A 26599-nucleotide genomic window follows, 5' to 3' on the forward strand; every position below is an offset into this window, starting at 1 on the left:
TTTTTTCGTGTAATAATTATAATTTGTTTTGAACAAAGTAAAGAGATAATACAGAATTTACTTTTTATTCCCTTTACTTTTATATGGCTTGGCAGCTGCCTTCTTCTTTGCACTTGATTGCCAACGGTTCCATCCTTTACTTCCTGTACCTTGTCCTACACCTTTTTTCGGTTTTGCTTTCGTTTTACTCATATGATCACTCCGTTATATAAAAATCTTATTTGATAATAGTCAATGATTTAGAACATACTCTTTATAAATGACTATGATTGCTTTAAGTAAAAATAAACTGCTTGAATGCTATAGTATAACACGAATTTGCACGTAAACTGAAAGGAATTACAAAGAAAATGAAAATAATACGAAATACTGCGGATTCTATATTCCGAACGATCACATTAATTATTGTGTATACGTTAGTTTCAGTCAGTGAAACATTTTTTGGATTGACGAGGCAGAAAAAGTAAAGATGTTAAATTAACAACAATCAATAAAGCCGTAAAATAAAGAATTGAAAAATATTTTAAAACTTTTTGTTGACTTTCTTTATTTTTTGTATAGAATAATCATTAATAAAATGTTTCAGAGATGTGACAACAAAACGACTATGAAAGGACGAGTAGTAGTAGGACGTAGTTTAAGCGAGTCAGGGGTGGTGTGAGCCTGATACGAAGCCTATTATGAAGAACCTCCTGGAGTTGCTAACCGAAATCCTTTATAGGAAAGTAGACTTAGCCGGGAACTTCGCCGTTACAAGAAGAACAGTATCGAGATATTTCATCTCCGTATTGTATAAGTGAGCAACCTCTGTTGCTAATTTGGGTGGTACCGCGGAACCAAAGCCTTTCGTCCCAGTTTTTTGGGAAAGAAGGGCTTTTTTTGTTGGCTTCTTTTCACAACATCCAAACATTTTAGGAGGAAACCACCATGTATCAATCATTAATGACAGTAAGAGAGACTCAAATCGCAATTAAGGAAGTTAAAACATTTTTCGAGGACCAATTAGCAAAACGCCTTGAACTATTCCGCGTATCTGCACCATTATTCGTAACGAAAAAATCAGGATTAAACGATCACCTAAACGGTGTAGAACGTCCAATTGAATTTGATATGTTACATTCAGGAGAAGAATTAGAAATTGTTCATTCACTAGCGAAATGGAAACGATTTGCATTACATGAATACGGATATGAAGCTGGTGAAGGTTTATATACAAACATGAACGCGATTCGTCGTGATGAAGAACTTGATGCAACGCATTCCATTTATGTTGACCAATGGGATTGGGAAAAAATCGTTCAAAAAGAATGGCGTACTGTTGAATACTTACAAAAAACAGTACAAACAATTTATGGAATATTCAAAGATTTAGAAGATCACTTATTTGAAAAATATCCGTTCCTTGGAAAGTATTTACCGGAAGAAATTGTTTTCGTTACTTCTCAAGAATTAGAAGATAAATATCCAGAATTAACACCGAAAGATCGTGAACATGCAATTGCAAAAGAACACGGTGCTGTCTTCATTATCGGAATTGGTGATGCACTTCGTTCAGGTGAAAAGCATGATGGACGCGCAGCTGATTATGATGATTGGAAATTAAACGGTGATATTTTATTCTGGCACCCAGTATTACAATCTTCATTCGAATTATCATCAATGGGAATTCGTGTTGATAGTAAATCACTTGATGAGCAGTTAACGAAAACAGGTGAAGACTTCAAACGTGAGTATGATTTCCATAAAGGTATTTTAGAAGACGTACTACCATTAACAATTGGCGGTGGTATTGGACAATCAAGAATGTGCATGTACTTCTTACGTAAAGCACATATCGGTGAAGTTCAATCTTCTGTATGGCCTGACGATTTACGTGAAGCTTGCAAGAAGGAAAACATTCATCTATTTTAATAGAAGAGAGAGAATAACTCAAAGAGTTATTCTCTCTTTTTTATTGTGTAAACGAGTGGTTTACAGTGGATTGTACCAATAGTTTCTTTCTTTTTTATCTCCTATTATGTCGTAATTTGTTAAAGGAGTTAATAACAGTAAATAAGAATCTATAAAAAACTATAAAAATTTACAATTACAGGTTTTATATTTTACAGAATTCAACCTATAATATTTTCAGGTGATGAAAAGGGGGAAAAGGATGAAAACAACACGTACTTGTAAAATCAATTCTATTACAAAAGAACAAACGGAAGATTTAATTACTTTGATTCGTACGTTCGAAAGTGCAAAACGATATAGTTTTAATCGTTTGATTGAGGGCGAAAACGAGAAAGAATTGATAAAAAAACTACAACCTAAATATTTGTTAAATAAACGTTTTTGTGAAGATGCAATTTTACAAGCGCAAACGATCCTTTTCTCTCAAAAAGAACTTCTTCCTGTTTACCTAGAAAACAATCAAAAAAAGTTAGAAAAGATGTTACAAAAAATAGATGATTATGAACGCGGCAAAAAAAGACCTAAACAAGTTTCATTAGAAACTTGTTTAATTGGTTTAAGAAAACGAAAACAAAAATTAGAACAAAAAATTGAAACGTATGCAAAACATATTAAAAATAAAACATTACCTCCTATTATTTTTGGTGGGCGGAAAAATTTCTATGAAAGAATGAAAAACAAGATATCCAATCAAGAATGGAAAGATTTGCGGACACGACAATTATATTCTCGTGGAGATAAAAGCAAAAAAGGGAATTTGAACATGCGCATTACAGTTGATGACTGCGGGCAAGGATGGTTAGAAATTGCAAATCCATTAGGACGAACAAATGGAAAAACAAAAAGCCCACGAATCAAAGTTCCGATTATCATTCCATATCATTTTTATCATCAAATCACAAATGTCGTTATGGGAAAGCAAATCGGTGTAAATCCAAAAGGAAAACCGATTATAGAGCATCAAAAATATAGTGTAGAAATCATTCGTAAACAAAATGAATTTTATGTAAATATTACGTTTGATGAAACAGAAATAGGTCGTGTACTAGATTTCAAGGAAACACCACAATCAGATGTAATTGCAGGAATTGATGTGAATCCGGACCGCATTGCAGTTAGTTTATGTACAAAACAAGGTAATTTTAAAGGTTCAAAAATTTTTTATCTACACAATCTGAATACGTTTTCAACAAACAAACGCGCAACGATAATTGGACAAATCGTACAACAAATTAAAACATGGTTATTGGAAAACAATGTAGGTGGAATTGTTTTAGAAGATTTAAAGTTTCAACAATCTCATGATACTGATACATACAGTAATCGTAATTTCCATCAATTTACGTATAAAAAGATGTTGAACAGTTTAATTCGTATGGCTCTTCGTAACGGATTTTCTATTAAAACAGTAAACCCCGCTTATACAAGTGTGATTGGAAAATTAAAATACAGTAAAAATTTCGGTATTAGCGTTCATGAAGCAGCCGCATTCACGATCGCAAGACGTGGATTAGAATTGCAAGAAAAAGTACCAAAAGAGATTATATTATTATTAAAAAACCAAATTACAACAAAACTGCGTATTCTTGTTGCTTCCATGGAAGAAAGTAAAAAGAATACGAAAAAAGTATATAAAAAATGGTTACAAACAATTCAAACTTGGAAAGAATATCACAATTGGAAATTGTGGAGCATTCTTCACAAAACTGTTTATATGAGCAATCAACAATTCGTATTTAAAATTTAAATGAGAAGGGGGGAACTGGTTTATTTCTTATAACTTCTTGCATACTACTGACTTGGATGAATGGTAGTATGTAAGGACAGATCGTTCCTAACAGGAACCTGCCGTCATTCTTTCACAATAGGTGGATGAAAAGGTCACAACCCTTACGGACAGGAAAAAGGTGAGATTCCTTTTCGGTAGTTGGCATTTGACTTGGTTCGCCAACAATTTATAGATTTTTATAAGAATTTTAAACCAGGGGACGTTATGAGCTTAGGACAACAACTTAAAAGATTACGAGAGTCAAAAGGGTTTTCACAGGAAGATGTTGCTAAGAAAATTGGTGTGACAAGGCAAGCTGTGTATAAGTGGGAACATGATAAAAGCTGTCCGGATATTGATAATTTAATTTTGCTTAGCGAAATGTATAATGTCACATATATGATAAAAAGTGAGAAGAATCAGTTATATTTCCTAGGAAAGAGTACAACATGCAACTGAATTGTTTTATAATAATTTTGAGATATTAATAGTATGTTAAAAAGTCCAAACAAGCATAACCCCGTTCTAAAGCTAGGACGGGGTTCAAAATCTAAGTTTTATTAAGCGTAAAGTTTTTTCAAATATTTTTACTTCAGTAAAACATTACTTACTTGTTACCAAGTTCTTCTGCTAAACCAATTAAAATGCCTTCCGTTCCACGAATGTAGCAGAGTCGATACGAATCCTTGTACTGAACTATTTCGCCAACGAGCTGAGCACCATGATTCTTAGTAAGTCTGGATACTATTTCGTCAATGTCCTCAACGGTGAACATGACGCGTAAATAACCGAGGGCATTTACAGGAGCTGTTCGATGATCTGCTATAGTAGGTGGTGTGAGAAATCGCGAAAGTTCAATTCGGCTATGGCCATCTGGGGTTACCATCATAGCAATCTCCACGCACTGAGAAACGAGTCCGGTTACGCGACCAGCCCATTCACCTTCGACAGTAGCGCGTCCTTCTAGTTTTAATCCAATCTCTTCGAAGAAAGAGATTGCGTTATCAAGAGATTCTACAACGATGCTGATATTGTCCATTCGTAGTAATTTGTTGTTTGCCATAGTCTTATCTCCTTATGTATAAAAGTTTATTATTTAATCATGCTCATAATTATACTACTAAGTAGTTACAAATTCCTTTCATTCAAAAACACCTTGTCACAGTATAGGAAAATGTGACAAGGTGTTTTTTTATGTCATATAGCATCTTGTTAACGAACAGCTTTTGTTTAATTAGGAAGGAAGTAGATTAATATGATTTTTTTTTATGTGTTACTGAACATATAAAATTAGATCATCTGCACTAAAGGCTCAATTTTCGCCATAAATGATTGATGCAGCGCCTCGACACCTGTTACTAAATGCAGGCGGTCAATAACGACAGACACTTTAATTTCTGATGTACTTACCATTTTAATATGAATATCTTCTTCTTTTAAAGTAGTGAACATATTCGCAGCAACACCTGGATTAGATACCATACCAGATCCTACAATTGATACTTTTGCTAAATGATTTTCATATTCTACTGATTCATAGTGAAGTGCCTCTTGATTTTGTTCCAATACTTCTAATGTTTCTTTTAAATCATTAGAATGGATGGAGAAGGAGAGATGAACAGTTCCTTCATTTGTAATACTTTGAATGATGATATCTACATTAATATGTGCCGCTGCTAATGTAGCGAAAACTGTTGAAAGCGAGCCATGTTCCAATCCTTTCAATGTGATACGTGTAATATTATCTTCAAATGCAATACCTTTAACGATTGATTGTTGTTCCATGTTACATTCTCCTTTTACAATTGTTCCATTTTCTTGTTCCATACTTGAGCGAACTTCTAAAATGACATTATGATTTTTAGCAAACTCAACAGCACGCGGGTGTAATACACCAGCACCGAGATTTGCAAGTTCTAACATTTCGTCATAAGAAATTTCATCTAATTTATAAGCATCTTTTACAACTCGTGGATCCGTCGTATATACGCCGGTCACATCTGTGTAAATATCACATTTTTTTGCGTTCAGTGCAGCAGCTAATGCAACAGCAGTTGTATCAGAACCACCGCGTCCAAGCGTTGTAATTTCATGGTTTTCACTAACGCCTTGGAAGCCAGCTACGATAACAATCGTACCTTCAGCAAGATAAGATTGAATTCGATCTGTATGAATGTCAGTAATCCGTGCACTATTATGTACAGATTCTGTCGTAATACCAGCTTGCCATCCTGTTAATGAAATTGCGTTATAACCTTTTGCTTGTAGTGCCATCGTTAATAATGAAATAGTCACTTGCTCTCCTGTTGATAGAAGCATATCCATTTCGCGTTTACTCGGATTTTCTGTAATCGCGTTAGCGAGTGCGACAAGTTCATCTGTACTTTTTCCCATTGCCGAAACGACAGTGACGATACTATGTCCTCTTTCATATTCTTCAATAATTAAATTTGCTACATGTTGAATGCGTTCAACGCTTCCGACAGAAGTGCCACCAAATTTTTGTACAATCGTTTCCATTACGAATTCCTTCTTTCATCCATTTTTAAGAATAGATTAGGACATATATAAATCCCAATATTCCTGTAGTTACCAGAGAAAAACAAAAAACACCATCTCAAATAAGTGAGGATGGTGCTGTTACAGGAAAAGGGAAACAGAAAACGGAGCTAATAAAAAAACCGCCAAAAAAGGAATACCATAAAAATGATATCTCTTTTTTGTAGATAGCTCTTCATACGTACACGTCTGTACATATGACAGTTCTGTTTCTATTCGAAAACAGCCCCAATCGATACATACAGAGAAATATATCGATTTCGGCAATACTTCCTTTCATCTAATTTCATAGACATCTCTGTGTCTCCATTAAAATACTCATAAGTATCGCAACCTCTATCTCACGTTTTAGGCGAGAGTGTTTGATTTATGAAGTTGTTGGTAACATTTGTTTTATAATAATTTAAATTTTTCGAGGAATCAAGTGTTTTATATATATTTTAAAAATTCTATCTTTTTATGAGAAAGTTTGTGAAAAATGTAGCAAAATAAATTTATTACATGTACATTAAAATTATAGTGCATTGGAGGTGGAAGAATGAAAGGGAAAAAGCCTATTTATGTTTCAGCAGAAATGAACATAACAATGGAGAAATTATGGGAATACACGCAAGAACCACATATACATACAGAATGGGATGCTCGCTTTACTGAAATTTCGTATTTAGAAAAACAAGAAGGAGAACCACAGAAATTTTTATATAAAACAAAGATTGGATTTGGACTTGAAATAGCTGGAGAAGGTGAATCGATAGGTGAGATAAGAAAAGAAACGGGAGAACGTATTTCTTCTTTAAAATTTTGGACGGATAATACATTATCTCTTATTCAAATAGGGCGTGGTTATTGGAAGTATACACCCTGTAAAGAACATATTCATTTTGAGACGCAATATGATTATGATACGAGGTATGGTCGTATAGGGAATGTAATAGATTTCTATATGTTTCGGCCGTTATTAGGCTGGGCAACTGCTTGGAGTTTTGATGCTTTAAAATTATGGTTAGAAAAGGGGCTTCACCCTAGATTATTAATTAGAAAAACAATGACATATTGGCTCGTATGTTTATTAATTGCCTTTGTATGGATGTATCAAGGGATAGTGCCCAAACTAGTGTTTACTCATTCAGAAGAAGTAAAAATGTTGTCTGTAATAATTGGTTCAACTGCGCATAGTATTTTTTTAGTTAAAATAATTGGATTGCTAGAAATTATTTTTGGTGTCCTATGGCTATTGCCATTTCAAAAGCGAAAAGTATTTGTCGTACATATTTTTATGTTAATAGCTTTAACGATAGTGGCAGGATTTACGAATATCGTAAGCTTTACAGAGCCGTTTAATCCAATTACATTAAACGTTTTACTAATGGGGGTATCGATTGTCGGTTATATGAATAGTTTTGATTTACCAAGTGCAAAAAATTGCAAGAGGAAGAGAAAGGGATAATGTATGGCTAATATGTATGAAAGACTATTAGGGGATTCTTATAAAAAACTTCATCCAAAATTACAGAAACGCTATGAGATTACAGAAGAAAATAGCTTTACTGGAGAAGGAAAGATGGATGAAATTTACGGAGGTTCTTTTTTCGTAAAATTGATATTAAAAATTGCATCGAAGTTTCGAATGTTTTTCCCTGAGCGTGGGAAGAAAGTGCCATTTACAATACATAATACCGCTGAGCGAGATGAACATGGAAATGAACTTGTGCGGTGGAATCGTACTTTTTACTTTCGTAATAAGAAAAGATATTTTAATGCGGTAATGAAATTCGATGAAAATGAAATTTTAGATTATTTTGGTGAACCACACATACTTGTTTCTACACTGAATTTTCATATTGATGAGATGGGGGCGATGCATATTTCTTCAAAGAAACAATGGTTTTACATGTTTAGAAGAAAAATCCCGTTACCTAGATTCTTATACGGAGAGGCCAACATTGTAGAAAGTTATGATGAAACAAAACAGTGCTTTCGAATTCATGTACAAGTATGCAATCCGTTAATTGGTTCATTATTTTCATATAGGGGAACATTTGTGGAGAGGAAATAAATGATATGAAAAATATAATAGTTGGGCTTGCTTGTTATATTATTTTTCTAATATGTGAGTGGTCAAATGTAAACCCAGTTGAAGCAATTATTTTATTATCTATTTTGTTATGTATACCGATGTCTTTTTGTATTATTGATAAAAGAGCACGAAATGGATCGTATGTATTATTTTATAAATCCGTATCGTTTTTATATCCGATAGCAGCGATTTGTGCAATGTTAACTTTCGTAACAAATCAATATATCTTTGCGATAATTTGGTTTGTATATACGGGAATGGTTGCGTTATTTGGTATAAATAGATTACTAGAAAGAGGACGGAAGCCATTAGAAGAAACGGCTGTCGATAGTGCGTTTATATATTTGTTTTTAGGTGGTTTTTGGTTTTTTGCTTCTGTATCAAAACTCTCCATTATGCACTTTAGTTCTGACATTGTTTTACTCACAGCTGCACACTTTCATTATTCGGCATTTCTATTGCCATTATCAGCTGGTTTAATAGGGCGAAAGAGAGAAAAGAGCAGTAAAGTATATGATGCGATTATGTTTATCATCGTTATTTCACCTATGACAGTTGCGATTGGAATTACGTACTCAAGGGTATTTGAATTTTTTGCAGTGTTCCTATATTTATGCGCTATTTATGGTTATGGAATTTATGTTTGGCGTACGAAATTTAATGCTATCAGCGCAAAAATTCTCTTAGTCATATCGTCTAGTACACTCATGGTAACAATTATGTTCTCACTCATATATTCGTATGGGAATTTGAAACATGTAATGACGATTACAATTGCTCAAATGGTTTGGATTCACGGTGTTGTGAATGGAATTGGAGTAGCGTTGCCGGCATTTGTCGGCTGGATGATTGAAAAGAGTGTTCCGAACTATAAATATTACGGGAAACCAATGAGCAGATTAAGAGGAAAGGCGACAGTTGGTGAAGCATTTTTACATAACAGAAATGTAATAGATAGCAAGGAATACAAAGGTTTAGTTGATAAAATGAATGATTTCCATAGTGGGATATTTGATAGGGCCAAGATTCCTGTAAGTATTATTCGTTTTTATGAAAATACAACAGAGTATGAATTACAATCGCATATTAAATGGACTCGCTGGTTCCGCCCGTTTGCATTTTGCTATGAGAAAATGAGTAAGCGTGTAGGACAAATACATTTAGGAATGGGCGGCAAGTGGGAAACGATGCACGGCTCTATCATAGGGATAATGGATGAGAAGGATGGAAGGGAGAATGTAAGAGCTTGGTTAAGGAAAAATGAAGCAGGAGCATCTATTTTTGTAGCTCTTTACTCAAAACATACGTATAAGAATGAGACATATATGAATATCACATTGCCTCTACCATATTCGAATATGACGGGGGTTTTAAAATTACGTAATGATAATAATAATTTAATTATTACTAGTAAGCTGAGAAGAAATGGTAAGGGAGATGAGGGTATTTATTTGCATACTCGTTTCTTTACAATACATTTACCATTAGCAGAAACTTTTATTATTAAAGAGAACAAGGATCAAATATTAGTAGCAAAACATAGAATGTGGATATTCGGAGTTAAGTTTTTAGAAATTGATTATGAGATTAAGAAAATGGAGGAGAAGTAAGAAAAGCTTGGAGGGATTCCAAGCTTTTTTACGTATGGGTAAGGGTCATAGCAACTTGTTTATCTAAATCGCGATCCCAAACACGTTGAATTTCAAACGTACCTTTTTCAAAAAATAATGGGAATCTCTCTTTAAACCAATTTTGCATAGGAAGATTTAATGCTGTATCCATTGGCACCCATAATAATTCGCCCTCTGGAGGATTCATAAGAAGTTCGCCTTTAAATGAGTCTGTCCAATAATTGAATACCATATAGCGAACATTTTCTTTCGGATTTACATATTCATCTAATCCCTTAAAACTTAAATTTGAAACAAGTAATCCAGTTTCTTCTTTTACTTCCCGTTTAGCAGCGTGAACGATACTTTCTGGAAAATCTACTTTTCCGCCAGGAGCGATGTAGCCAGGGAAGCCTAGATGATCGGGGCGCTGTATTAGCAGTACTTCGTTATCCCGCTGAATCATACACATCGTGTAAATACGGTGTTCTATATTTTTCCAATTGTTGCTCATATGAATCTCTCCTCTTAATAAAATCTTATAGTTTTTAACTATAGTTATGTATGACAAAAAATACAATAATAATACAAAATTATACAATTTTCAATTGACTATTACTAATTTTCAGAACTATAATTAGTCTGTTACATCAATACATCGTACTTGAGAGGGGAATATATTCTATGAAAAATAGAATAATCGCAGCAGGAGTAATTGCAGCTAGTATATTATTTTATTCATCTAGTAGTTTCGCGCAAACGAAAAAATTTCCAGATGTCCCAGCTAAACATTGGGCAGAAGACTCTATTTACTATTTAGTAGAGAAAGGTGCAGTTACAGGTAACGAAAAAGGAATGTTTGAGCCAGGAAAAGAAATCACTCGTGCAGAAGCAGCTACAATGATGGCTCAAATCTTAAACTTACCAATCGATAAAAATGCTAAACCATCTTTCGGTGATTCTCAAAACCAATGGTATACCCCATTCATCGCAGCTGTAGAAAAAGCTGGCGTTGTAAAAGGGAAAGGAGCGGGCGTATTCGATCCAACTGGGAAAATTGACCGAGTTTCAATGGCCTCTCTTATTGTAGAAGCTTACAAATTAGATTCTAAAGTAAATGGTACTCCAGCAACTAAATTTAGTGATCTAGAAAAAAGTTGGGGTAAAGCAAAAGCTAACATTCTAGTTGAATTAGGGATTTCTATTGGAACTGGTGACAAATGGGAGCCCGAAAAAATTCTAACTAAAGCAGAGGCAGCTCAATTTATAAAAAAGGCAGATTCTCTTAAAATAGGTAACCCTTTAGTAGAAAAGGTAGTTATTATTGATCCTGGTCATGGAGGATTTGATCCAGGGAATCCAGGGCAAGGTGTAGAGGAAAGTAAAATCGTATTTGATACATCTTTAAGATTACAGAAGTTGTTAGAAAAAAATACACCTTTAAAAGCTTTATTAACACGTGAAGAGAATGGAAATCCAGGAAGTAACAAAAATGAATCTCTTGCGAATCGAGTGAAATTTGGTCAAGAGAACAATGCAGATATATTTGTAAGCATTCATGCAAATTCTTCTGAAAATCATGATGGTCATGGAACGGAAACGTATTATTATAAAAAATCCAAGCGTGGAGAAGAGACACAGATTGAAAAGGATAGTGAAGTGTTAGCAAAGAAAATTCAAAATAGAGTAGTAGAAGCACTACATACAAGAGATAGAAATATAAAAGACAATCACTCACTTTATGTAGTAAATAATAATACAGTACCAGCAGTTTTAACAGAGCTTGCCTTTATTGATAATGATATAGATAATGGTAAATTAGCTACTGAATCAGGAAGACAAATTGCTGCTGAGGCAGTTTATGCTGGGATTTTAGATTATTATGAGTGGAAAGGTTTCGATGTTGAAAAATATCGTTTAGCTAAATAACAATATTGATTGCTAAGTCCATCATCTACATAGAGATGGGCTTTTTATGTGATTTTATGTAATTTTGTATCGAAATAAAAAGATATATCGTATTATGTTGATTATAAATAAAATAATGGTAGATTAGTTGATTTTTATCACGTATACTTTTACTGTTGACTATTTAAGAGTGTGTTAGTTTAATAGGGAAAATTATACGATAAAGGGAGGCAAGTTAACACGGGACAAGCATATAAAAAACGTGTTAAAAAATTTATGAAAAAAGTTATTTCTAATGTGTTAGCAGTGACAGTCGCGCTTCAAGTAGTGATGGCTCCAGCAACTTCGTTTGCATCTACAAAAGAATTTCCAGATGTTCCAAAAAATCATTGGGCACTTGAAGCAATTAATGATTTAACGTCAAAAGGGATTATTGCAGGTTACGATAATGGTAAATTCGGCTTCGGAGATGTTGTAACTCGTGAGCAAGTAGCAGCATTAATGTATCGCGCATTAAAACCAGAAGCAAAAAGTGATTATAAAAATCCATACTCTGATATTAGTGCAGGAACGACAATGTTCCCAAAGGAAATTTTAGCATTAACAGATATGGGGATTTTCGTAGGTGATGATAAAGGAACGTTTAGACCGAAAGAATCATTAACCCGTGCTGAAATGTCTGTTATTTTGCAAAAAGCATTTAAATTAGAAGTAAAAGCACCACATACATTTGATGATATAGATGCAACATATTGGTGGGCAAAGGAAGCAATTAGTGCATTACAATCTAATGGTGTAGCGGCAGGGAATGGACTTGGAGGATTTGATCCATCAGGTGTATTAACGCGTGAAGGCTATGCACAACTTTTATATAAAGCGATGCAAATAAAAAAGGATGTTCCTGTTGAACAACCATCATATATTAATCTAGATGTGACATTACCATCTAACGTAACAGCGCAAGAGATTGATAATTATATTCAAAGATTCCATCCAGATAGCCCGTTAGTTGGAATTGGACAAGACTTTATTAAAGCGCAAAATGAGTATGGTGTGAATGCACTATACTTAGCTGCACATGCAATCTTAGAATCTGGTTACGGTAAATCAGAAATTGCATATCGTAAACATAATTTATTTGGTTTAAGAGCATATGATCGTGATCCATTTGCATATGCAAAATATTTACCGTCATACGGACTAAGTATTTCATATAACGCTGATTATGTAAAAAAGAACTACTTAGAAGATGGTGCAAGATATTTCAAAGGTTACACATTGCCAGCAATGAATGTTATGTATTCAACAGATACAGCATGGGCTGGGAAAATCGCTAATATCATGGAACGCATTAAGCCTTTTAATAAAGCAGATTACCAAAATGCAAAACGACTACCGAAAAACCCTAATACATTAAATGTAGAAGTATTAAGTGAAGCGATTCCTTATACAGATTATGCAAAAGATGCAAAAGCTACTGTCCAATCGGTAGGATCTTACTATCAAGTTCCATTCCCGTTTAACAATCCAATTAAGAGTGTACCAAATGTGACACAAAATGAAGTTGGAAAACTAGAAAATGGTACAAAAGTAAATGTATATCGTGAAGATCCAAATGGCTGGGTAGAATTTTCATTTGAAAATGCGCAAGAAAAATATTGGACATTGAAGAAGAACTTAAAATTATAAATAAAAAAGGTGTTTTCACTTATGAAAACACCTTTTTTATTTATATTTAACATGTAATATTTTTAGATTCAGTATGAGTTTCTTTTTTATGTTTTTACCAATAATTAAACCGTTTCATATATAATTAAAAGTGTTGAAGATTGAATTTTCTGTTTTTGTTTTATTGTTAACTTAATTTGAAAAGAGGAGAGGTATATGCAAGGAGAAATACCAACAGAGAAAAGTTTAAGTTATATCGGTAAATTGTTATTGCCGGTTAAAGCGTCACCACATTTTAAATTTTTATGGATCGGGCAATTGCTTTCGACTTTAGGTAGTTCGATAACGATGGTTATTTTGCCAGTCGTTGTGTATTCATTAACTGGTTCAACAGTTGTAATGGGAATGACTATGGCAATGTACATGCTTCCTAATATTCTTGCGTTACCGTTTGCTGGATTAGTAGTAGATCGAATGGATCGGGTGAAAGTAATGTTATTTACAGATATAATTCGCTGCGTATTAATGCTATTACTTGCAATACTTATATTTATGGATGTTTTAACAATTCCACTTCTATATGTACTTGTAGCATTATATGGACTTATGGAAGGGATATTTCAGCCAGCATATGCGGCTGTAAGAGCGAAAGTATTTGTACCAGAAATTCGAAATGCAGCTAATGCATTAACGCAAATGAGCAATCAAGGTATACGACTAATTGGACCGGCTCTTGGAGGATTGATCGTTTCAGTTGCATCTGCCGGAATAGGGTTTGGACTAGATGCAGTAACATATTTGCTATCATTTTTTTGTTTATTATTTTTAAGAGAAATAAAGTTTAAAAAAGTAAAACCTATTGAAAAGAAAAAAGTCGATTATAAACAAGAGTTTATGGAAGGTGTTTTTGTTTTAAAAAGTCATCCGTGGCTATGGATTACAATTTTAGTCTTTTCTTTCATCAATATTTGTTATGCAGGAATTATCGTCGTATTAATTCCATGGTTATTTAATGTTCATCATCATTTTGAAGCATATGTGTATGGATTAGGAATGGCATCCTCTGGTGTTGGAGCTGTAGTTGCTGCGCTAATATTCGGCGGGAGAGAACGGTGGTATAAGCGGGGAATACTTGCCTATGGTGGTGTTTTAATAAGTGGTTGTGCGCTTTTAATAATGCCGTTCATTACTTGGGCACCTGTTTTAATTGTATTAATGGCAATTGAAGGGTTCGGTATGATGATATTTGGACTCATTTGGGAAACGAGTTTACAAGAGCTCGTGCCAGAAGAAGCATTTGGAAGAGTGGCAAGCCTTGATATGTTAGGTTCATTTGCTTTATTGCCACTAGGTTATGTAGTTGTAGGATGGTTAGCTACTGTCATAGGTGGCGAGATAACGATTATAACATTAGCTATTTTAGTACTTGTAACAATTGGAGTAGCATTATGTGTGCCGAGTATTCGAAGATTTGATTGATGATATAAGGGAAGGTGGGAACGACTTATATGCTTATAAAAAATTTGAACGATATAGTCGCAAAGGAATGGGACAACCAATATACTTTGCAGGAAAAGATCTTTGAAGCAAAAAATTTCACAGTCTATATTGCTACCCATAGAGAAAATAAGCTAGCATATAATCAACTAGTATTAATAAAACATTTTTGTAACGAAAAGCCTTCCGTGCATATTTGGCATAAGAAAATTAGCACCGATGCAACAAAACTGGACATCACAAAAGAAGTGACAGAAGCCATTCAAACTGGTTTTGTAAATGAAGAGTAAGCCCTAATTAAATTAGGGCTTACTCTTCATTAAATACAAATGTTTGTTTCAGTTTTTTACTTTCATTTACTGGATGGCCGTTGTAAGAAAAGTTCTTTTCTTCCCAAGTAATCACAACTTTAAAATTATGGCTATTAAAGTCTAATGGGAATACCATGTAGTCAAAGCTTGTATGACTTTTAGAAATATTTTCATTAGGTGTAGTAGGTTTAAAGGTAGCTTTAGAGGTAGGATTGTTATCAAGTATTTCCACGGATACGTTTGATACATCATGACCGATGTTTTTTACGAGTAAACTATATGTATCAAATACACCTTGTTTTGGCTGGATTGCTTGCTTGTTTACGTTATGAGATTTATCAATTTCGATATACCACTGTTTAGACTTTGATGCAATTGGTAGTGATTGAAATGTGTATGCACTAGCTTGTATTGGTAGTGCTAAGCATATAAGTGTAAAGAGAGTTAATATTTTTCGTTTCATTTTTTGAGAGCTCCCATTCTTTAATGAATTTGTTTGTTATTTTCTTCTCTTTTTGAGATAATATACCATGCGATTTAGGGGGAGGATATATTGAAAGAACTCGTAAGTATGGGAAGCAGTATTTTTCTACAATTATTATTTTTGTATATATTTATTTCTGGTGTTTTATTAGAACTCAATCCATGGTATGCAGTAGTTGTTTATGTGACTATTGCTATAATAAGTCTTCTTCTGGGGGTATACTCGATGATTTTCTCTATGAAGAGAAGGCCGAATACTCTTTTTCTAACATTACCAGGTGGAATTATAATTACATTATTTTCAATGTTAATCATTGGATTTACAGTATTTTCTTATTTTTTACCAGAAGGAGGTATTCCGCCTGTTATTCGTTTGTAGTATGATGAATCGATGGAGTTCCTATTTTTATTGTTAGTCTTTCTAAGTAAGCGACATATATCTTAAAAAAGGAAACTGTGTAGAGATTTTTTTGCATAGTCTCCTTTTTTGTTTTTGTAATTAATAATAGGTGTGCTTAAAAGTATATTGGTGAAGTTAATTTATCGATATAAAAAAAGTAGAGATTGTTTTTTGAAAAAAATTTCAATTTGAAAAAAATCCCAATGGATATGTTAAAATAACATTGTCATACAACAAGGGGGATTTGTTTTATGGAAAATGGAGTTCTTGCTAAAGTAGATGTAACGAAAAGAATTGAATCGAAATCTAAGTACAATAAGAAACTTGAAAAATATCAAAGGCGCTTATTAGCGTTGCAGCAAATTGTAAAAGAAGAAAAAATTGCAGTTATGCTCGTTATGGAAGGCTGGGATGCGGCTGGAAAAGGTGGGGCGATTAAACGAGTGACGGAACACCTTGATCCGCGTGGGTTTCAAGTAAATCCAATTGGAGCACCAGCACCTCATGAAAAACGATACCATTACTTGCAACGTTTCTGGCGGAAGCTACCTCAGTATGGGCAAATTACTATTTTTGATCGCTCATGGTACGGCCGTGTGTTAGTGGAGCGTGTTGAAGGTTTTGCTACAAAGGAAGAGTGGACGAGAGCGTATGACGAGATCAACGATTTTGAAAAACTATTAACAGATGATCATTATATAATCGGGAAGTTCTTCTATCATATTAGTAAAGATGAACAATTAAAGAGGTTTAAAGATAGAGAGAACAATCCTTTGAAAAGATGGAAAATTACAGATGAAGATTGGCGTAACCGTGAAAAATGGGACGAGTATGTTGAAGCAATGGAAGAAATGTTTGAAAAAACAAATAGACCAAATGCGAAATGGCAAATTATCGCGAGTAACGATAAATTATTCGCTCGTTTGAAAACGTTGAAAGTGATTATTTCGTTAATTGAGGATTACCTTTTAGAACATAATATAGAATTACCTTCGTATTATTATGAGATGAAAGAAGGTAAGACAGAAGATTTTAAAACGAATTAAGATGTAGTTGTAAAATAGTACAAAGTTTGTTTATGAAATATAAAGTAGAAATACCCTGTAATTTTAAACAATAAAATTACAGGGTGTTTTTTATTTAGAAACATTTTACAAATAACAGAATAAGGTATATAATCAATAATCATATTAACATTGTTAATATGATTATTGATTATATACTATGTGGGGGTCTTATTTTGAAAGGAAGAGATGTTGTTTTAGGCTTATTAATGGGAAAAGAATTGTCTGGTTATGATATTAAAATTGTGTTTGAAGATGTATTTACTCATTTCTTTGATGGAAGTTTTGGGATGATCTATCCAACGTTACGTCAGTTGGAAAAAGAGGGGAAAATAAAAAAAGAAGTTGTTATGCAAGAAGGGAAACCGAATAAGAAAATGTACTTTATTACAGATGCAGGGCGTAAAGAGTTTTATCAATACATGCAAACGGATGTAGAGAAAGATGTTTTACGTTCAGATTTTTTAATGAGGATGTATTTCGGTAATTATAGCGATGGTCAGGCGATAAAAAAATGGATTAAGGACGAAATTGAAAGGAAAGAAGCATACATTGCGGATCTACGTCTGAAATATGAAAAGTGGAGAGAAGGTATTACTTTTGTTGAGGAAATTTCACTTGATGTAGGAATCGCATCGTATAGTGCTCAAGTAGAGACTTTGAAAAGAAAACTAGAGCAACTAGAAGCAAAAGAACACAATAAAATGGAAGAGTGAAAAAACGTTCATAATAAATAAAGGGGTAGAAGAACATGGAACAATCAAAGGGTATTAAGATTGTCTTTTTAATGTGCTTAGGTATATTTCTTTGTATGATTGATACGACAATTATGAATATAGCTTTACCGGCGATACAAACGAGTGTAAATACTTCATTAGAAAAGATGTCTTGGGTATTAAATGTTTATACAATGACAATAGCTGTACTCGCTATTCCGCTAGGGCGGATAGCTGATATCTTTGGAAAAGCAAAGATGTATATTTTTGGTCTGGTGATTTTTGGTGGTGGATCGGTACTTTGTGCTTTTGCTAATACGGGGGATTTTCTTATCTTTTCTCGCTTTATACAAAGTGTAGGGGCAGCGATTTTATTTCCAACTAGTATGGTAATTGGTGTATCAGCTATGCCATTAGCTAAGAGGCATGTTGCACTAGCAATTTTAGGCGTAACACAAGGATTGTCAGCTGCAATGGGACCAGTAATCGGTGGAATTATTACACAAAATTTCGGTTGGAGATGGGTGTTCTTCGTTAATGTTCCAATTTGTATTCTTGGAATCATTTTATGCTGCTTTATGTTACAAATAAAAAATGAAGAACGTATTATCTCAAAAATAGATTGGATAGGATTGCTATTAAGTAGCACAGCAATTTTTTCTTTTACTCTCATATTAGTAAAAGGTAATACATGGGGATGGCAAAGTAATATAGCTTTGTTTTGTTATGCAATTAGCACTATTTCTCTTATTCTATTTGTTTTAGTAGAACGAAAGATTCATAATCCGATGGTGAATTTAAATTTATTTCAAGATCGAATGTTTGTTGGAGCATCTATCGTTGTTATATTAAGTAATGTATTTTTAATTGGAGTTACTGTATTGCTTCCGACGTTCTTGACGAAAATACAAGGTCGAACGGAAATTGAAGCAGCTTTTTTAGTGACACCTATTTCAGCAATGATATTTTTTGTCTCACCAGCTGCAGCAACTTTAATTAAAAAACTCGGAAAAGTAACTATTATTTTGTCAGGCTTTCTTGTTATGGGCTTATCTTATTATTGGTTGCAAATGATTGATGTTAATTCAACAAATATAGAAATTATTATTCCATGTATGATATTGGGTGTTGGGTATGGTTTAGTAGTAGGTCCAATTACAGTTTTAAGTGCTTCTTCGTTTGAAGGGGAATTATTAACTGCTTCTCAAAGTGTCGTGTCAATGTTGCGGCAAGTAGGTATTGTTTTAGCGGTCGCAATATTTGTATCTAACTTAACTCACAACTTAACTGTAAATAAAGAGAATGTATATCGTTATGCAGAAGAAAAGGTGCGTAATATTCATGTAGGTAATGCTCAGCAAGCGGAGATATTACAAATGACAAAAGAAAAAATAGAGAATCAAAGTATAGAAACGAATGTAGAAAAGCATCAAAATGAAAAATTTGTAGGGTTACATAAAGAGAAAAAAGACGAATTAATTCACCAAAAAGTAGATGAAGTGTTAAATGCTGTTCCAGTAGAATGTAGAGATATAAAAAGAGAAGAAGTTATGAATCAAGTGACAAATGAAGTTGAAAAACAAGAGGAAAGTATAAAGAAAGAAGTACTCGCATTTTCGAATGATGTAAACCATTATGCTAAGAATCAGATGGCGATGAGTTTTACAGATTTATATAAAGCGAGTGTGCCAATTATTTTAATTTGTGCTTTAGTAAGTTTGTTATTTTCGGAAAGAAAGGTTTTGAGTAAAAAGAAAAGTGGAAGAGTAGTAGAGGAAGTGTAAAGAAAACGGGCTAATAGCAGCCTGTTTTTTGTTTTTTGATTACATATTGTGAATGGTAGTATTTTTAATATAGCATGAGAGAAGTCGAGTTCGGTTAGAAAGTTTTTTAGAATGAAAGAGAAGAATGGAAAATGGCATTGAATATGTAACGTTAAACATAGTACATTAACAAGAGGGTTTAATTTTAAAGGGAGGATGAAGAATTGTTACATAAGGCGGGGGCTTTAATAAGTAATCGTATGTATACAGAGGAAGAGCAACAAAAATTATACAAAAGAACGTTAATAATCGTAAGCATTTCACAAATGTTCGGCGGAGCTGGGTTAGCTGCTGGGATTACAGTAGGTGCACTTCTTGCGCAGCAAATGCTTGGGACAGATGCATTTGCAGGTTTACCGGCTGCTATGTTTACGATGGGATCTGCGATAGCGGCTTTCTTTGTTGGGAAGTTATCGCAAAAGTATGGTCGCCGCGTAGGGCTTGCAGCGGGTTTTATAGTAGGTGGACTAGGGGCTATTGGAGTTGTATTGGCAGCTTTAATAAATAGTATTATTCTTTTACTAGTTTCTTTACTCATATATGGCGCGGGCACAGCTACAAATTTACAAGCGCGTTATGCTGGAACGGATTTAGCGAATAAGAAGCAAAGAGCAACTGCCATTAGTATTACGATGGTAATGACGACTTTTGGTGCAGTCGCAGGTCCCAATTTAGTAGGTGTAATGGGAAGGTTTGCTCATTCAATTGGAATTCCTGAACTTGCTGGTCCGTTCATCTTATCAGCAGCGGCATTTATACTGGCGGGTCTTGTTTTATTTGTTATGCTTCGTCCCGATCCGTTACTTATTGCTAATATGATAGAATCATATAAACAAGAACATACATATAAAGGGCAAGCAATAACAGAAGAGCCAATAGAAAACAAGCGAGGTATTACTGTTGGAGCTATCGTAATGATACTTACTCAAATCGTGATGGTTGCAATTATGACGATGACGCCAGTTCACATGGGACACCACGGTCACGCTTTAAGTGCAGTAGGTCTTGTAATTGGTTTTCATGTCGGTGCAATGTACCTTCCATCTCTCGTTACGGGAATGCTAATTGATAAAATTGGAAGAACTACGATGAGTATAGCTGGCGGAGTAATTTTATTAGCAGCAGGTGTCATAGCGGCGTTAGCGCCGAGTGATTCTTTAATACTATTAATCGTTGCTTTGTCTTTACTCGGATTAGGATGGAACCTCGGTTTAATCAGTGGTACTGCTCAAATTGTTGATGCAACTATACCTTCCACACGTGCAAAAACACAAGGGAAGATAGATGTGTTTATTGCGTTAGCTGGAGCTTCTGGTGGAGCGATGTCAGGAATGGTAGTAGCGAATTCAAGTTATGCGGCATTGTCATTAGCTGGAGGAGTGTTAGCTTTCATGCTTATTCCTGTTGTGATATGGTCTCGAAAAGGAGAAAGAAATTAAAGAAGAGGTTCTAGTTATTGACTAGAACCTCTTTTTCATACATTTAACTTAAATCCCACTCCACAATAAGACCTAAATGTGTAAGACCACCACCAAATCCGTATAGTAAAAGTTTGTCTCCATTATTTAATTTACTTTCTTTTCTAGCTGAATTTAGAGCGAGTGGAATAGAGACAGAAGATGTATTCCCCATATATTCCACGCTCGTTAATGTTTTTTGTATTGGAATTTGAGATTTTTCACAAATAGATTCAATCATTCGTAAGTTAGCGCTATGAGGAATGAACCAGTCTATATCATCCATTTTCATATTTGCAGTATGTAACATTTCTTTTATACCTACTGGCACTGTACGTGTTGCCCATTTATATACTTCTCTCCCATTTTGAACGATTTTTTCATTTGTTTGTAGTTGTGTGCCATTCATAGTGGTAGATAAATTTGTTCTGTATAGGTGAATTCCGCCGTCACCGTTTGTGCCCATGTGATACGCGATAAAGCTCGGTTTGTTTTCATCTCTTTCTAATAAAATAGCGCCAGCACCATCGCCAAATAAAATGCAGGTCGTTCTATCGGTGTAATCAGTAACTTTTGATAATGTCTCTGTTGCTACGACAAGTACTTTTTTATGCGATCCAGAAGTAATCAAGCTATTACCGACGTGCAAGCCATATGTGAAACCAGCGCAAGTGGCATTTAAATCAAATGCCATTGTATGAGGTATGTTGAAGTATTGTTGTATTTGGCAAGCAACACTAGGGAAAACGTAATCAGCAGTAGTAGTAGCGACAATGATACAGTCGACATCTTCTAAGTTTTTCTTATATGTTGTACATAAATTTTCAACTGCTTTAATGGCTAAGTTTGAGGCGTATTCATCTTCGCAAGCAATTCTTCTTTCCTTCATTCCTGTTCTTTGTACAATCCATTCATCATTCGTATCGATCATTTTTTCTAAATCATGATTTGATAATATTTGTTCTGGAACATGAGTACCAATTGCAGTAATACGGGATTTAGAATTCATAGGAACAGCTCCTAACTTTATTTTATAACCTGATACTAATATCAGGTTATAAAAATGTCAATATAGATTTTTAGTGTATTGAACGACTTAGCTTACTATGGAGGAATTTAGCGAGTGTTGTAAAAATAATATACGAGAAGTTTCTAAAATTGATAATGAAGGGAGTTGGGCTCCTTGAAAAGAATTTTACGTATGTTGCCTTTTGCCATTATTTGTAGCTTTATTTTTATTATTTTTCCAGAGAAATCTTATGCTTGTGATTGTATTAACGTATCAGCAGAAGAGGCACTTCAAAAAAATGATGTAGTGTTTGAGGGAAAAGTAATTGAGATTGGAAGGAAAGAAGAGGGTGAAATTGAAGTGTTATTTGAAGTGAAGAAAATTTGGAAAGGGACAAATTTTACGCAAATCATCGTATATACAGATGGTGGTGATTGTGTGTTTCACTTTGTAGAGGGGGGAGAGTACTTAGTATTTTCTTCTCAAAGAGGACCGGAAAAACAATTATACACACATAGTTGTAGTGGTACGAAGAGATTAGATGAGGCAGAGATAGAGAGAAATACTTTAAGTCATATTGCTAAGGGTGTTGCTCCGACGAAGAAAGTGGATTTAAAAGGGGAGATGGTGAGCGGTTTCAGTAGGTGGCAAGTTGCTATCATTTCTATAGGTCTGTTACTGATAGTAACTCTTGTGATTTTTATCGTGAGAAGAACGCGCAAAAAATGACGATTAAAGTAAAAATATAAAGATTTTCTTTCGTGTGATATAGGTTGTTAAACCTTGTGAAAGCGAATTACTTATGCTACACTTTATGTAACTTAAAATGAACGGAGGGGCTTCCTTTGATCTTAATCAGATTACGTCTCAATACTTTGTGCCAATAATTGAATAGCGCTCAAAGGCTCTGTCTGTGTACAGAGTGAACGGGATTGGTCTGCCTATTTTAAAGGAACCCTTTATTAAGCTTATATGTGAAAAAGAGGGAGGGACGAATACGCCCTCTTTTTGTTTTGCCTTTATAAATAGAATGGGATCGTATAGGTGAACACTTATTGTGGATACGTATATGATTTTGGGACTTATTGACTATGAGATAGGATGAAAGTATAGCTTGCTCCTGTTTCTTTGGTGAACCCTTATCCGTTTACGAAAACACAGGCAGCGACCTGTGTTTTTTATTTTTCGTAATCGAAATGGAGGAATAAATATATGGAAGAATTATTACAAAGAGCAGTTTTAGTTGGAGTAAATTTAGGTAATGAGGATGATTTTGCATATTCGATGGAAGAGCTAATGAATCTTGCAGAAGCTTGTGATGTAGAGGTAATTGGACAAGTGACGCAAAATTTACAACGTGTAAATCCATCCCATTATATTGGAAAAGGAAAGATTGAAGAAGTAGCAGCCTATGTAAATGAAGTAGGTGCGAATATGGTCATCTTTAATGACGAATTATCGCCTTCTCAAATTCGAAATTTAGAAGCAGATTTAGATTGTAAAGTAATTGACCGTACCATATTAATTTTAGACATTTTTGCGCAACGTGCGAAAACGAAAGAAGCGCAGTTGCAAGTAGAAGTGGCCCACCTTCAGTATATGATGCCTCGTTTAATTGGTCTTCGTGAATCGTTAGGAAGACAGAGCGGCGGTGTTGGTACGAAAAATAAAGGTGTCGGTGAGAAGAAATTAGAGTTGGATCGTCGTAAAATTGAAGAACAAATTTCAGTTTTAAATAAAGATTTAGAAGCTCTTGTTGCGCAGCGTCAAACGCAGCGAAAACAACGTAAGAAAAATGAAATTCCTGTTGTAGCATTAGTAGGTTATACGAACGCGGGAAAATCAACGACGATGAATGCGATGCTTGAAATTTACAATGGTACAGAAGAAAAACAAGTATTTGAAAAAGATATGTTATTTGCAACGTTAGAAACATCGGTGCGAAATATTGATTTACCAGATAACAAATCATTCTTATTAACAGATACAGTTGGATTTGTAAGTAAATTACCGCATCATCTTGTGAAAGCATTCCGTTCAACGTTAGAAGAAGTAGCGGAAGCAGACTTACTTATTCACGTTGTAGATTATGCAAATCCGAATTATGAACAGTTAATTGATATTACAAATGAAACGTTAAAGAAAATTGGAGTAGAAAATATTCCAACAATTTATGCTTATAACAAATCAGATATGGTAGATGTTGAAATTCCGAAAGTACAAGAAGACCGTGTTTATTTATCGGCGAAGAAACATGTTGGAATAAAAGAGCTTGTCGAAATGATTCGCACACACATTTATAAAGAGTATACGAAGTGTGAAATGTTAATTCCGTATGATCAAGGACAGGTAGTTTCTTATTTCAATACTCATGCGCACGTTCTATCTACGAGTTATGAAAACGAAGGTACGAAACTAGAAGTGGAATGTAAGACGAGCGATTACGAAAAATATAAGCGTTTTGCAATTTAATAAAGAAGGCGATCCTAATATGTTTTAGGATCGCCTTTTTCTTATTCCGTAATAGAGGCCCACTTATAAGAATAAATTCCTGCAAATGGACGAACAACAACACCTTTTACTGTTGGACGTTCTAAATATACAAGTCCTGACTGGAAGATTGGAGCGATAGCTGCATCATCTTCAAGTAAGATTTTCTCTGCATCTTGGAACGCTTTCCAACGTGCTGGTAAGTCAGTTACTAAAGTAGAGCTCGTTTTCTCAATTAATTCGTCGTATTGTTTGTTTGAGTAACTCATCTTATTAAACGGTCCGTCTGTGACGAACATATTTAAAAATGTTGTAGGATCAGGATAATCTGGTCCCCATGTAGAAAGTGAAATTTCAAAATCACCATTTCCTTCACGATCTAAAAATGCTTTTACTGGAAGTGGTTGTAATGTGATTTTTAATCCAGGTAAGTTTTTCTCCAGTTCACCTTTTAAAAACTCACTAATTTTTTTATCGTTAGATTCATCAGTTGTTATGATTGAAAGAGAAGCATTTTGTAAATTTGTTTCTTTTTTCGCAGTTTCCCATAGTGTTTTAGCTTCTTTCACATTTGTTTCTACTTTTACATTACTTGTACTGCGAAAATCTTTATTGTCAGGTCCTTTTACGAATCCTTTTGGAACGAATGCATTCGCAGGTATAGAACCATTGTTTAAAATCGTTGTTGCGATTCCTTGTTTATCAAAAGCAAGTGAAATAGCTTTACGAGCATTTTTGTTTGCTAACAAAGGGTTCTTTTGACTAAATCGGAAAAACGTTACAGAAGGACGTTCCATCTTCTTTAAGCTCGGATCTTTTTGATATTTATCAACAAACTCTGAATTAATCGTAATTCGGTCTACTTGTTTACTTTCAAATAAATTAACAGCTGTTGAAGTATCTTTTACGATATTTACATTAATTTCATTTAATTTCACATTTTTATTATCCCAGTAGTTCGGGTTTTTTGTCATTTTATAACTTGTATCATGTTTCCATTCACTTAATTGGAAAGGTCCGTTATAAACTACATTTGCAGCTTCAAGTCCGTAATTTTTCCCTTGTGCGTCTACAATCTTTTTGTTTTGAGGATAAAATGTTGCAAATCCCATTAAACCTAAAAAGTATGGAACAGGGTGTTCTAACTGTACTTCTAATGTTTTATCGTCAATTGCTTTTACACCAAATGAGTCAATTGGCAATTCTTTTTTATTTATTTTTTCTGCGTTTTTAATATCGAACATAATATGTGCGTATTCAGAAGCAGTTTCTGGATTTACGGCACGTTTCCATGCATATTCAAAATCATGAGCAGTTACTGGATCGCCATTTGACCATTTTGAATCGTGTAATGTAAATGTATATGTTTTTCCGTCTTCGCTCAGTTTGTATGATTCAGCTGCTGCAGGAACAGGTTTATTGTCAGGACCAGGCATATATAATCCTTCCATTACGTTGTTTAAAGCAGCGTAAGAAAACCCATCGGTTGCGATAGATGAATCAAGTGTAGAAATTTCCCCAGCTTCTACAATGTTTAATACTTGTTTTGAAGATTCTTTTTTCTTTTCTCCAGTAGTTGTTGCCTCTTGTTTTTGACCACATGCTGTTAAAAACATAGATAATGTGATTGAGAGTGCAACGATTCCCTTTGTTTTTTTCTTCATAGTTGTCATCCTTTCCTTCATCTCTGCCTTAGTATAAAAGAAAATATAGAAAATTTCTATAAACAAATCCGATAAAGCATATAGAAAAAATATATTATGTAAGAAGTGATATTTCTGGAAAAAGAAATGAAACCAGTATAGA

23 protein-coding genes, 1 pseudogene, 1 riboswitch and 1 other annotated feature are annotated in these 26599 nt (G+C 34.2%); of the genes and pseudogenes, 17 read left to right on the plus strand and 7 right to left on the minus strand.

All coding sequences use genetic code 11. The features are described 5' to 3' along the window. Nucleotides 1–57 precede the first annotated feature (57 nt). A complete protein-coding gene (locus MR070_RS06600) occupies nt 58–192 on the minus strand; it encodes a DUF3934 family protein (protein ID WP_061657016.1) in 135 nt (44 codons plus the stop codon). 406 nt (nt 193–598) lie between these two features. Beyond that, nucleotides 599–857 (plus strand) — a binding site (T-box leader). Nucleotides 858–927: 70 nt separating this feature from the next. On the opposite strand from MR070_RS06600, the gene asnA reads away from it, so the two are divergent. The 3 genes and pseudogenes from asnA to MR070_RS06615 form a co-directional block, all read left to right on the plus strand. Then, nucleotides 928–1911 (plus strand): aspartate--ammonia ligase, encoded by a 984-nt coding sequence (asnA, locus tag MR070_RS06605; RefSeq protein WP_000284917.1) that lies wholly within the window; start codon nt 928–930, stop codon nt 1909–1911. A 241-nt stretch (nt 1912–2152) separates the two neighbouring features. After that, entirely contained in the window at nt 2153–3700 is a 1548-nt protein-coding gene (locus MR070_RS06610; RefSeq protein ID WP_242260840.1) for an IS200/IS605 family accessory protein TnpB-related protein, read from the plus strand. Nucleotides 3701–3946: 246 nt separating this feature from the next. After that, nucleotides 3947–4141 (plus strand): annotated as a pseudogene (locus tag MR070_RS06615) (helix-turn-helix domain-containing protein); the annotation flags it as partial. Nucleotides 4142–4328: 187 nt separating this feature from the next. Here MR070_RS06615 and MR070_RS06620 read toward each other — a convergent pair. Beyond that, the gene (locus MR070_RS06620; protein ID WP_242260841.1) at nt 4329–4784 is read right to left on the minus strand and encodes a VOC family protein; all 456 of its coding nucleotides are present in this window, start codon (nt 4782–4784) and stop codon (nt 4329–4331) included. Between the two features lie 227 nt (nt 4785–5011). Then, complete coding sequence (locus MR070_RS06625; RefSeq protein WP_242260843.1) at nt 5012–6241, minus strand: aspartate kinase; 1230 nt, start codon at nt 6239–6241, stop codon at nt 5012–5014. 199 nt (nt 6242–6440) lie between these two features. Further along, nucleotides 6441–6627, minus strand: a riboswitch (Lysine riboswitch). A 191-nt stretch (nt 6628–6818) separates the two neighbouring features. Here MR070_RS06625 and MR070_RS06630 point away from each other — a divergent pair. From MR070_RS06630 to MR070_RS06640, 3 genes are read left to right on the plus strand one after another with little or no spacing between them, the layout of a single operon-like run. Beyond that, complete coding sequence (locus MR070_RS06630) at nt 6819–7727, plus strand: DoxX-like family protein (RefSeq protein WP_242260845.1); 909 nt, start codon at nt 6819–6821, stop codon at nt 7725–7727. Between the two features lie 3 nt (nt 7728–7730). Further along, the gene (locus tag MR070_RS06635; protein WP_242260846.1) at nt 7731–8336 is read left to right on the plus strand and encodes a DUF4166 domain-containing protein; all 606 of its coding nucleotides are present in this window, start codon (nt 7731–7733) and stop codon (nt 8334–8336) included. A gap of 5 nt (nt 8337–8341) precedes the next feature. After that, nucleotides 8342–9967, plus strand: a complete 1626-nt coding sequence (locus tag MR070_RS06640; protein ID WP_242260848.1) for a YndJ family protein — start codon at nt 8342–8344, stop codon at nt 9965–9967. Nucleotides 9968–9995: 28 nt separating this feature from the next. Here MR070_RS06640 and MR070_RS06645 read toward each other — a convergent pair whose 3' ends face one another. Continuing rightward, nucleotides 9996–10481: an 8-oxo-dGTP diphosphatase gene (locus MR070_RS06645; protein ID WP_242260849.1), complete on the minus strand. Its 486-nt coding sequence runs from the start codon at nt 10479–10481 to the stop codon at nt 9996–9998. A 170-nt stretch (nt 10482–10651) separates the two neighbouring features. On the opposite strand from MR070_RS06645, the gene MR070_RS06650 reads away from it, so the two are divergent. The 4 genes from MR070_RS06650 to MR070_RS06665 all read left to right on the plus strand — a co-directional run bounded on the left by MR070_RS06650 (nt 10652) and on the right by MR070_RS06665 (nt 15330). Next, nucleotides 10652–11896 carry an N-acetylmuramoyl-L-alanine amidase gene (locus tag MR070_RS06650; RefSeq protein ID WP_242260851.1) on the plus strand — a complete coding sequence of 415 codons (1245 nt, stop codon included), beginning with the start codon at nt 10652–10654 and terminating at the stop codon, nt 11894–11896. A gap of 255 nt (nt 11897–12151) precedes the next feature. After that, entirely contained in the window at nt 12152–13564 is a 1413-nt protein-coding gene (locus MR070_RS06655) for an S-layer homology domain-containing protein (RefSeq protein ID WP_048551857.1), read from the plus strand. A gap of 195 nt (nt 13565–13759) precedes the next feature. Further along, the gene (locus MR070_RS06660; protein WP_242260853.1) at nt 13760–15022 is read left to right on the plus strand and encodes an MFS transporter; all 1263 of its coding nucleotides are present in this window, start codon (nt 13760–13762) and stop codon (nt 15020–15022) included. Nucleotides 15023–15051: 29 nt separating this feature from the next. Beyond that, nucleotides 15052–15330, plus strand: a complete 279-nt coding sequence (locus MR070_RS06665) for a hypothetical protein (RefSeq protein ID WP_000905834.1) — start codon at nt 15052–15054, stop codon at nt 15328–15330. Between the two features lie 19 nt (nt 15331–15349). Here MR070_RS06665 and MR070_RS06670 read toward each other — a convergent pair whose 3' ends face one another. Continuing rightward, nucleotides 15350–15814, minus strand: coding sequence for a hypothetical protein (locus MR070_RS06670; protein ID WP_000823325.1), 465 nt, complete (start codon nt 15812–15814; stop codon nt 15350–15352). 90 nt (nt 15815–15904) lie between these two features. Between MR070_RS06670 and MR070_RS06675 the strand changes: the two genes are divergently transcribed. The 5 genes from MR070_RS06675 to MR070_RS06695 all read left to right on the plus strand — a co-directional run bounded on the left by MR070_RS06675 (nt 15905) and on the right by MR070_RS06695 (nt 21276). Then, nucleotides 15905–16213 (plus strand): alpha/beta hydrolase, encoded by a 309-nt coding sequence (locus MR070_RS06675; RefSeq protein WP_242260855.1) that lies wholly within the window; start codon nt 15905–15907, stop codon nt 16211–16213. Between the two features lie 272 nt (nt 16214–16485). Further along, a complete protein-coding gene (locus MR070_RS06680) occupies nt 16486–17280 on the plus strand; it encodes a polyphosphate kinase 2 family protein (protein ID WP_242260857.1) in 795 nt (264 codons plus the stop codon). 194 nt (nt 17281–17474) lie between these two features. Next, complete coding sequence (locus MR070_RS06685) at nt 17475–18014, plus strand: PadR family transcriptional regulator (protein WP_242260859.1); 540 nt, start codon at nt 17475–17477, stop codon at nt 18012–18014. Nucleotides 18015–18049: 35 nt separating this feature from the next. Further along, complete coding sequence (locus MR070_RS06690; protein WP_242260861.1) at nt 18050–19798, plus strand: MFS transporter; 1749 nt, start codon at nt 18050–18052, stop codon at nt 19796–19798. Nucleotides 19799–20037: 239 nt separating this feature from the next. After that, nucleotides 20038–21276, plus strand: coding sequence for an MFS transporter (locus MR070_RS06695; protein WP_396021573.1), 1239 nt, complete (start codon nt 20038–20040; stop codon nt 21274–21276). 43 nt (nt 21277–21319) lie between these two features. Here the strand turns inward: MR070_RS06695 and MR070_RS06700 are convergent, their stop codons facing one another. Beyond that, nucleotides 21320–22303 (minus strand): ketoacyl-ACP synthase III, encoded by a 984-nt coding sequence (locus MR070_RS06700; protein WP_242260864.1) that lies wholly within the window; start codon nt 22301–22303, stop codon nt 21320–21322. A 174-nt stretch (nt 22304–22477) separates the two neighbouring features. Between MR070_RS06700 and MR070_RS06705 the strand changes: the two genes are divergently transcribed. Together MR070_RS06705 and hflX are read left to right on the plus strand one after the other, a co-directional pair. Further along, nucleotides 22478–23032, plus strand: coding sequence for a cobalamin biosynthesis protein CbiN (locus MR070_RS06705; RefSeq protein ID WP_242260866.1), 555 nt, complete (start codon nt 22478–22480; stop codon nt 23030–23032). 483 nt (nt 23033–23515) lie between these two features. Beyond that, entirely contained in the window at nt 23516–24775 is a 1260-nt protein-coding gene (gene hflX, locus MR070_RS06710) for a GTPase HflX (protein ID WP_242260868.1), read from the plus strand. 41 nt (nt 24776–24816) lie between these two features. Here the strand turns inward: hflX and MR070_RS06715 are convergent, their stop codons facing one another. Beyond that, on the minus strand, nt 24817–26457 hold the full coding sequence (locus MR070_RS06715; RefSeq protein ID WP_242260870.1) for a peptide ABC transporter substrate-binding protein: 1641 nt from the start codon (nt 26455–26457) through the stop codon (nt 24817–24819). Nucleotides 26458–26599: the final 142 nt, after the last annotated feature.

The organism is Bacillus cereus group sp. BfR-BA-01453 (genome assembly GCF_022662915.1).
Lineage (GTDB): Bacteria > Bacillota > Bacilli > Bacillales > Bacillaceae_G > Bacillus_A > Bacillus_A paranthracis.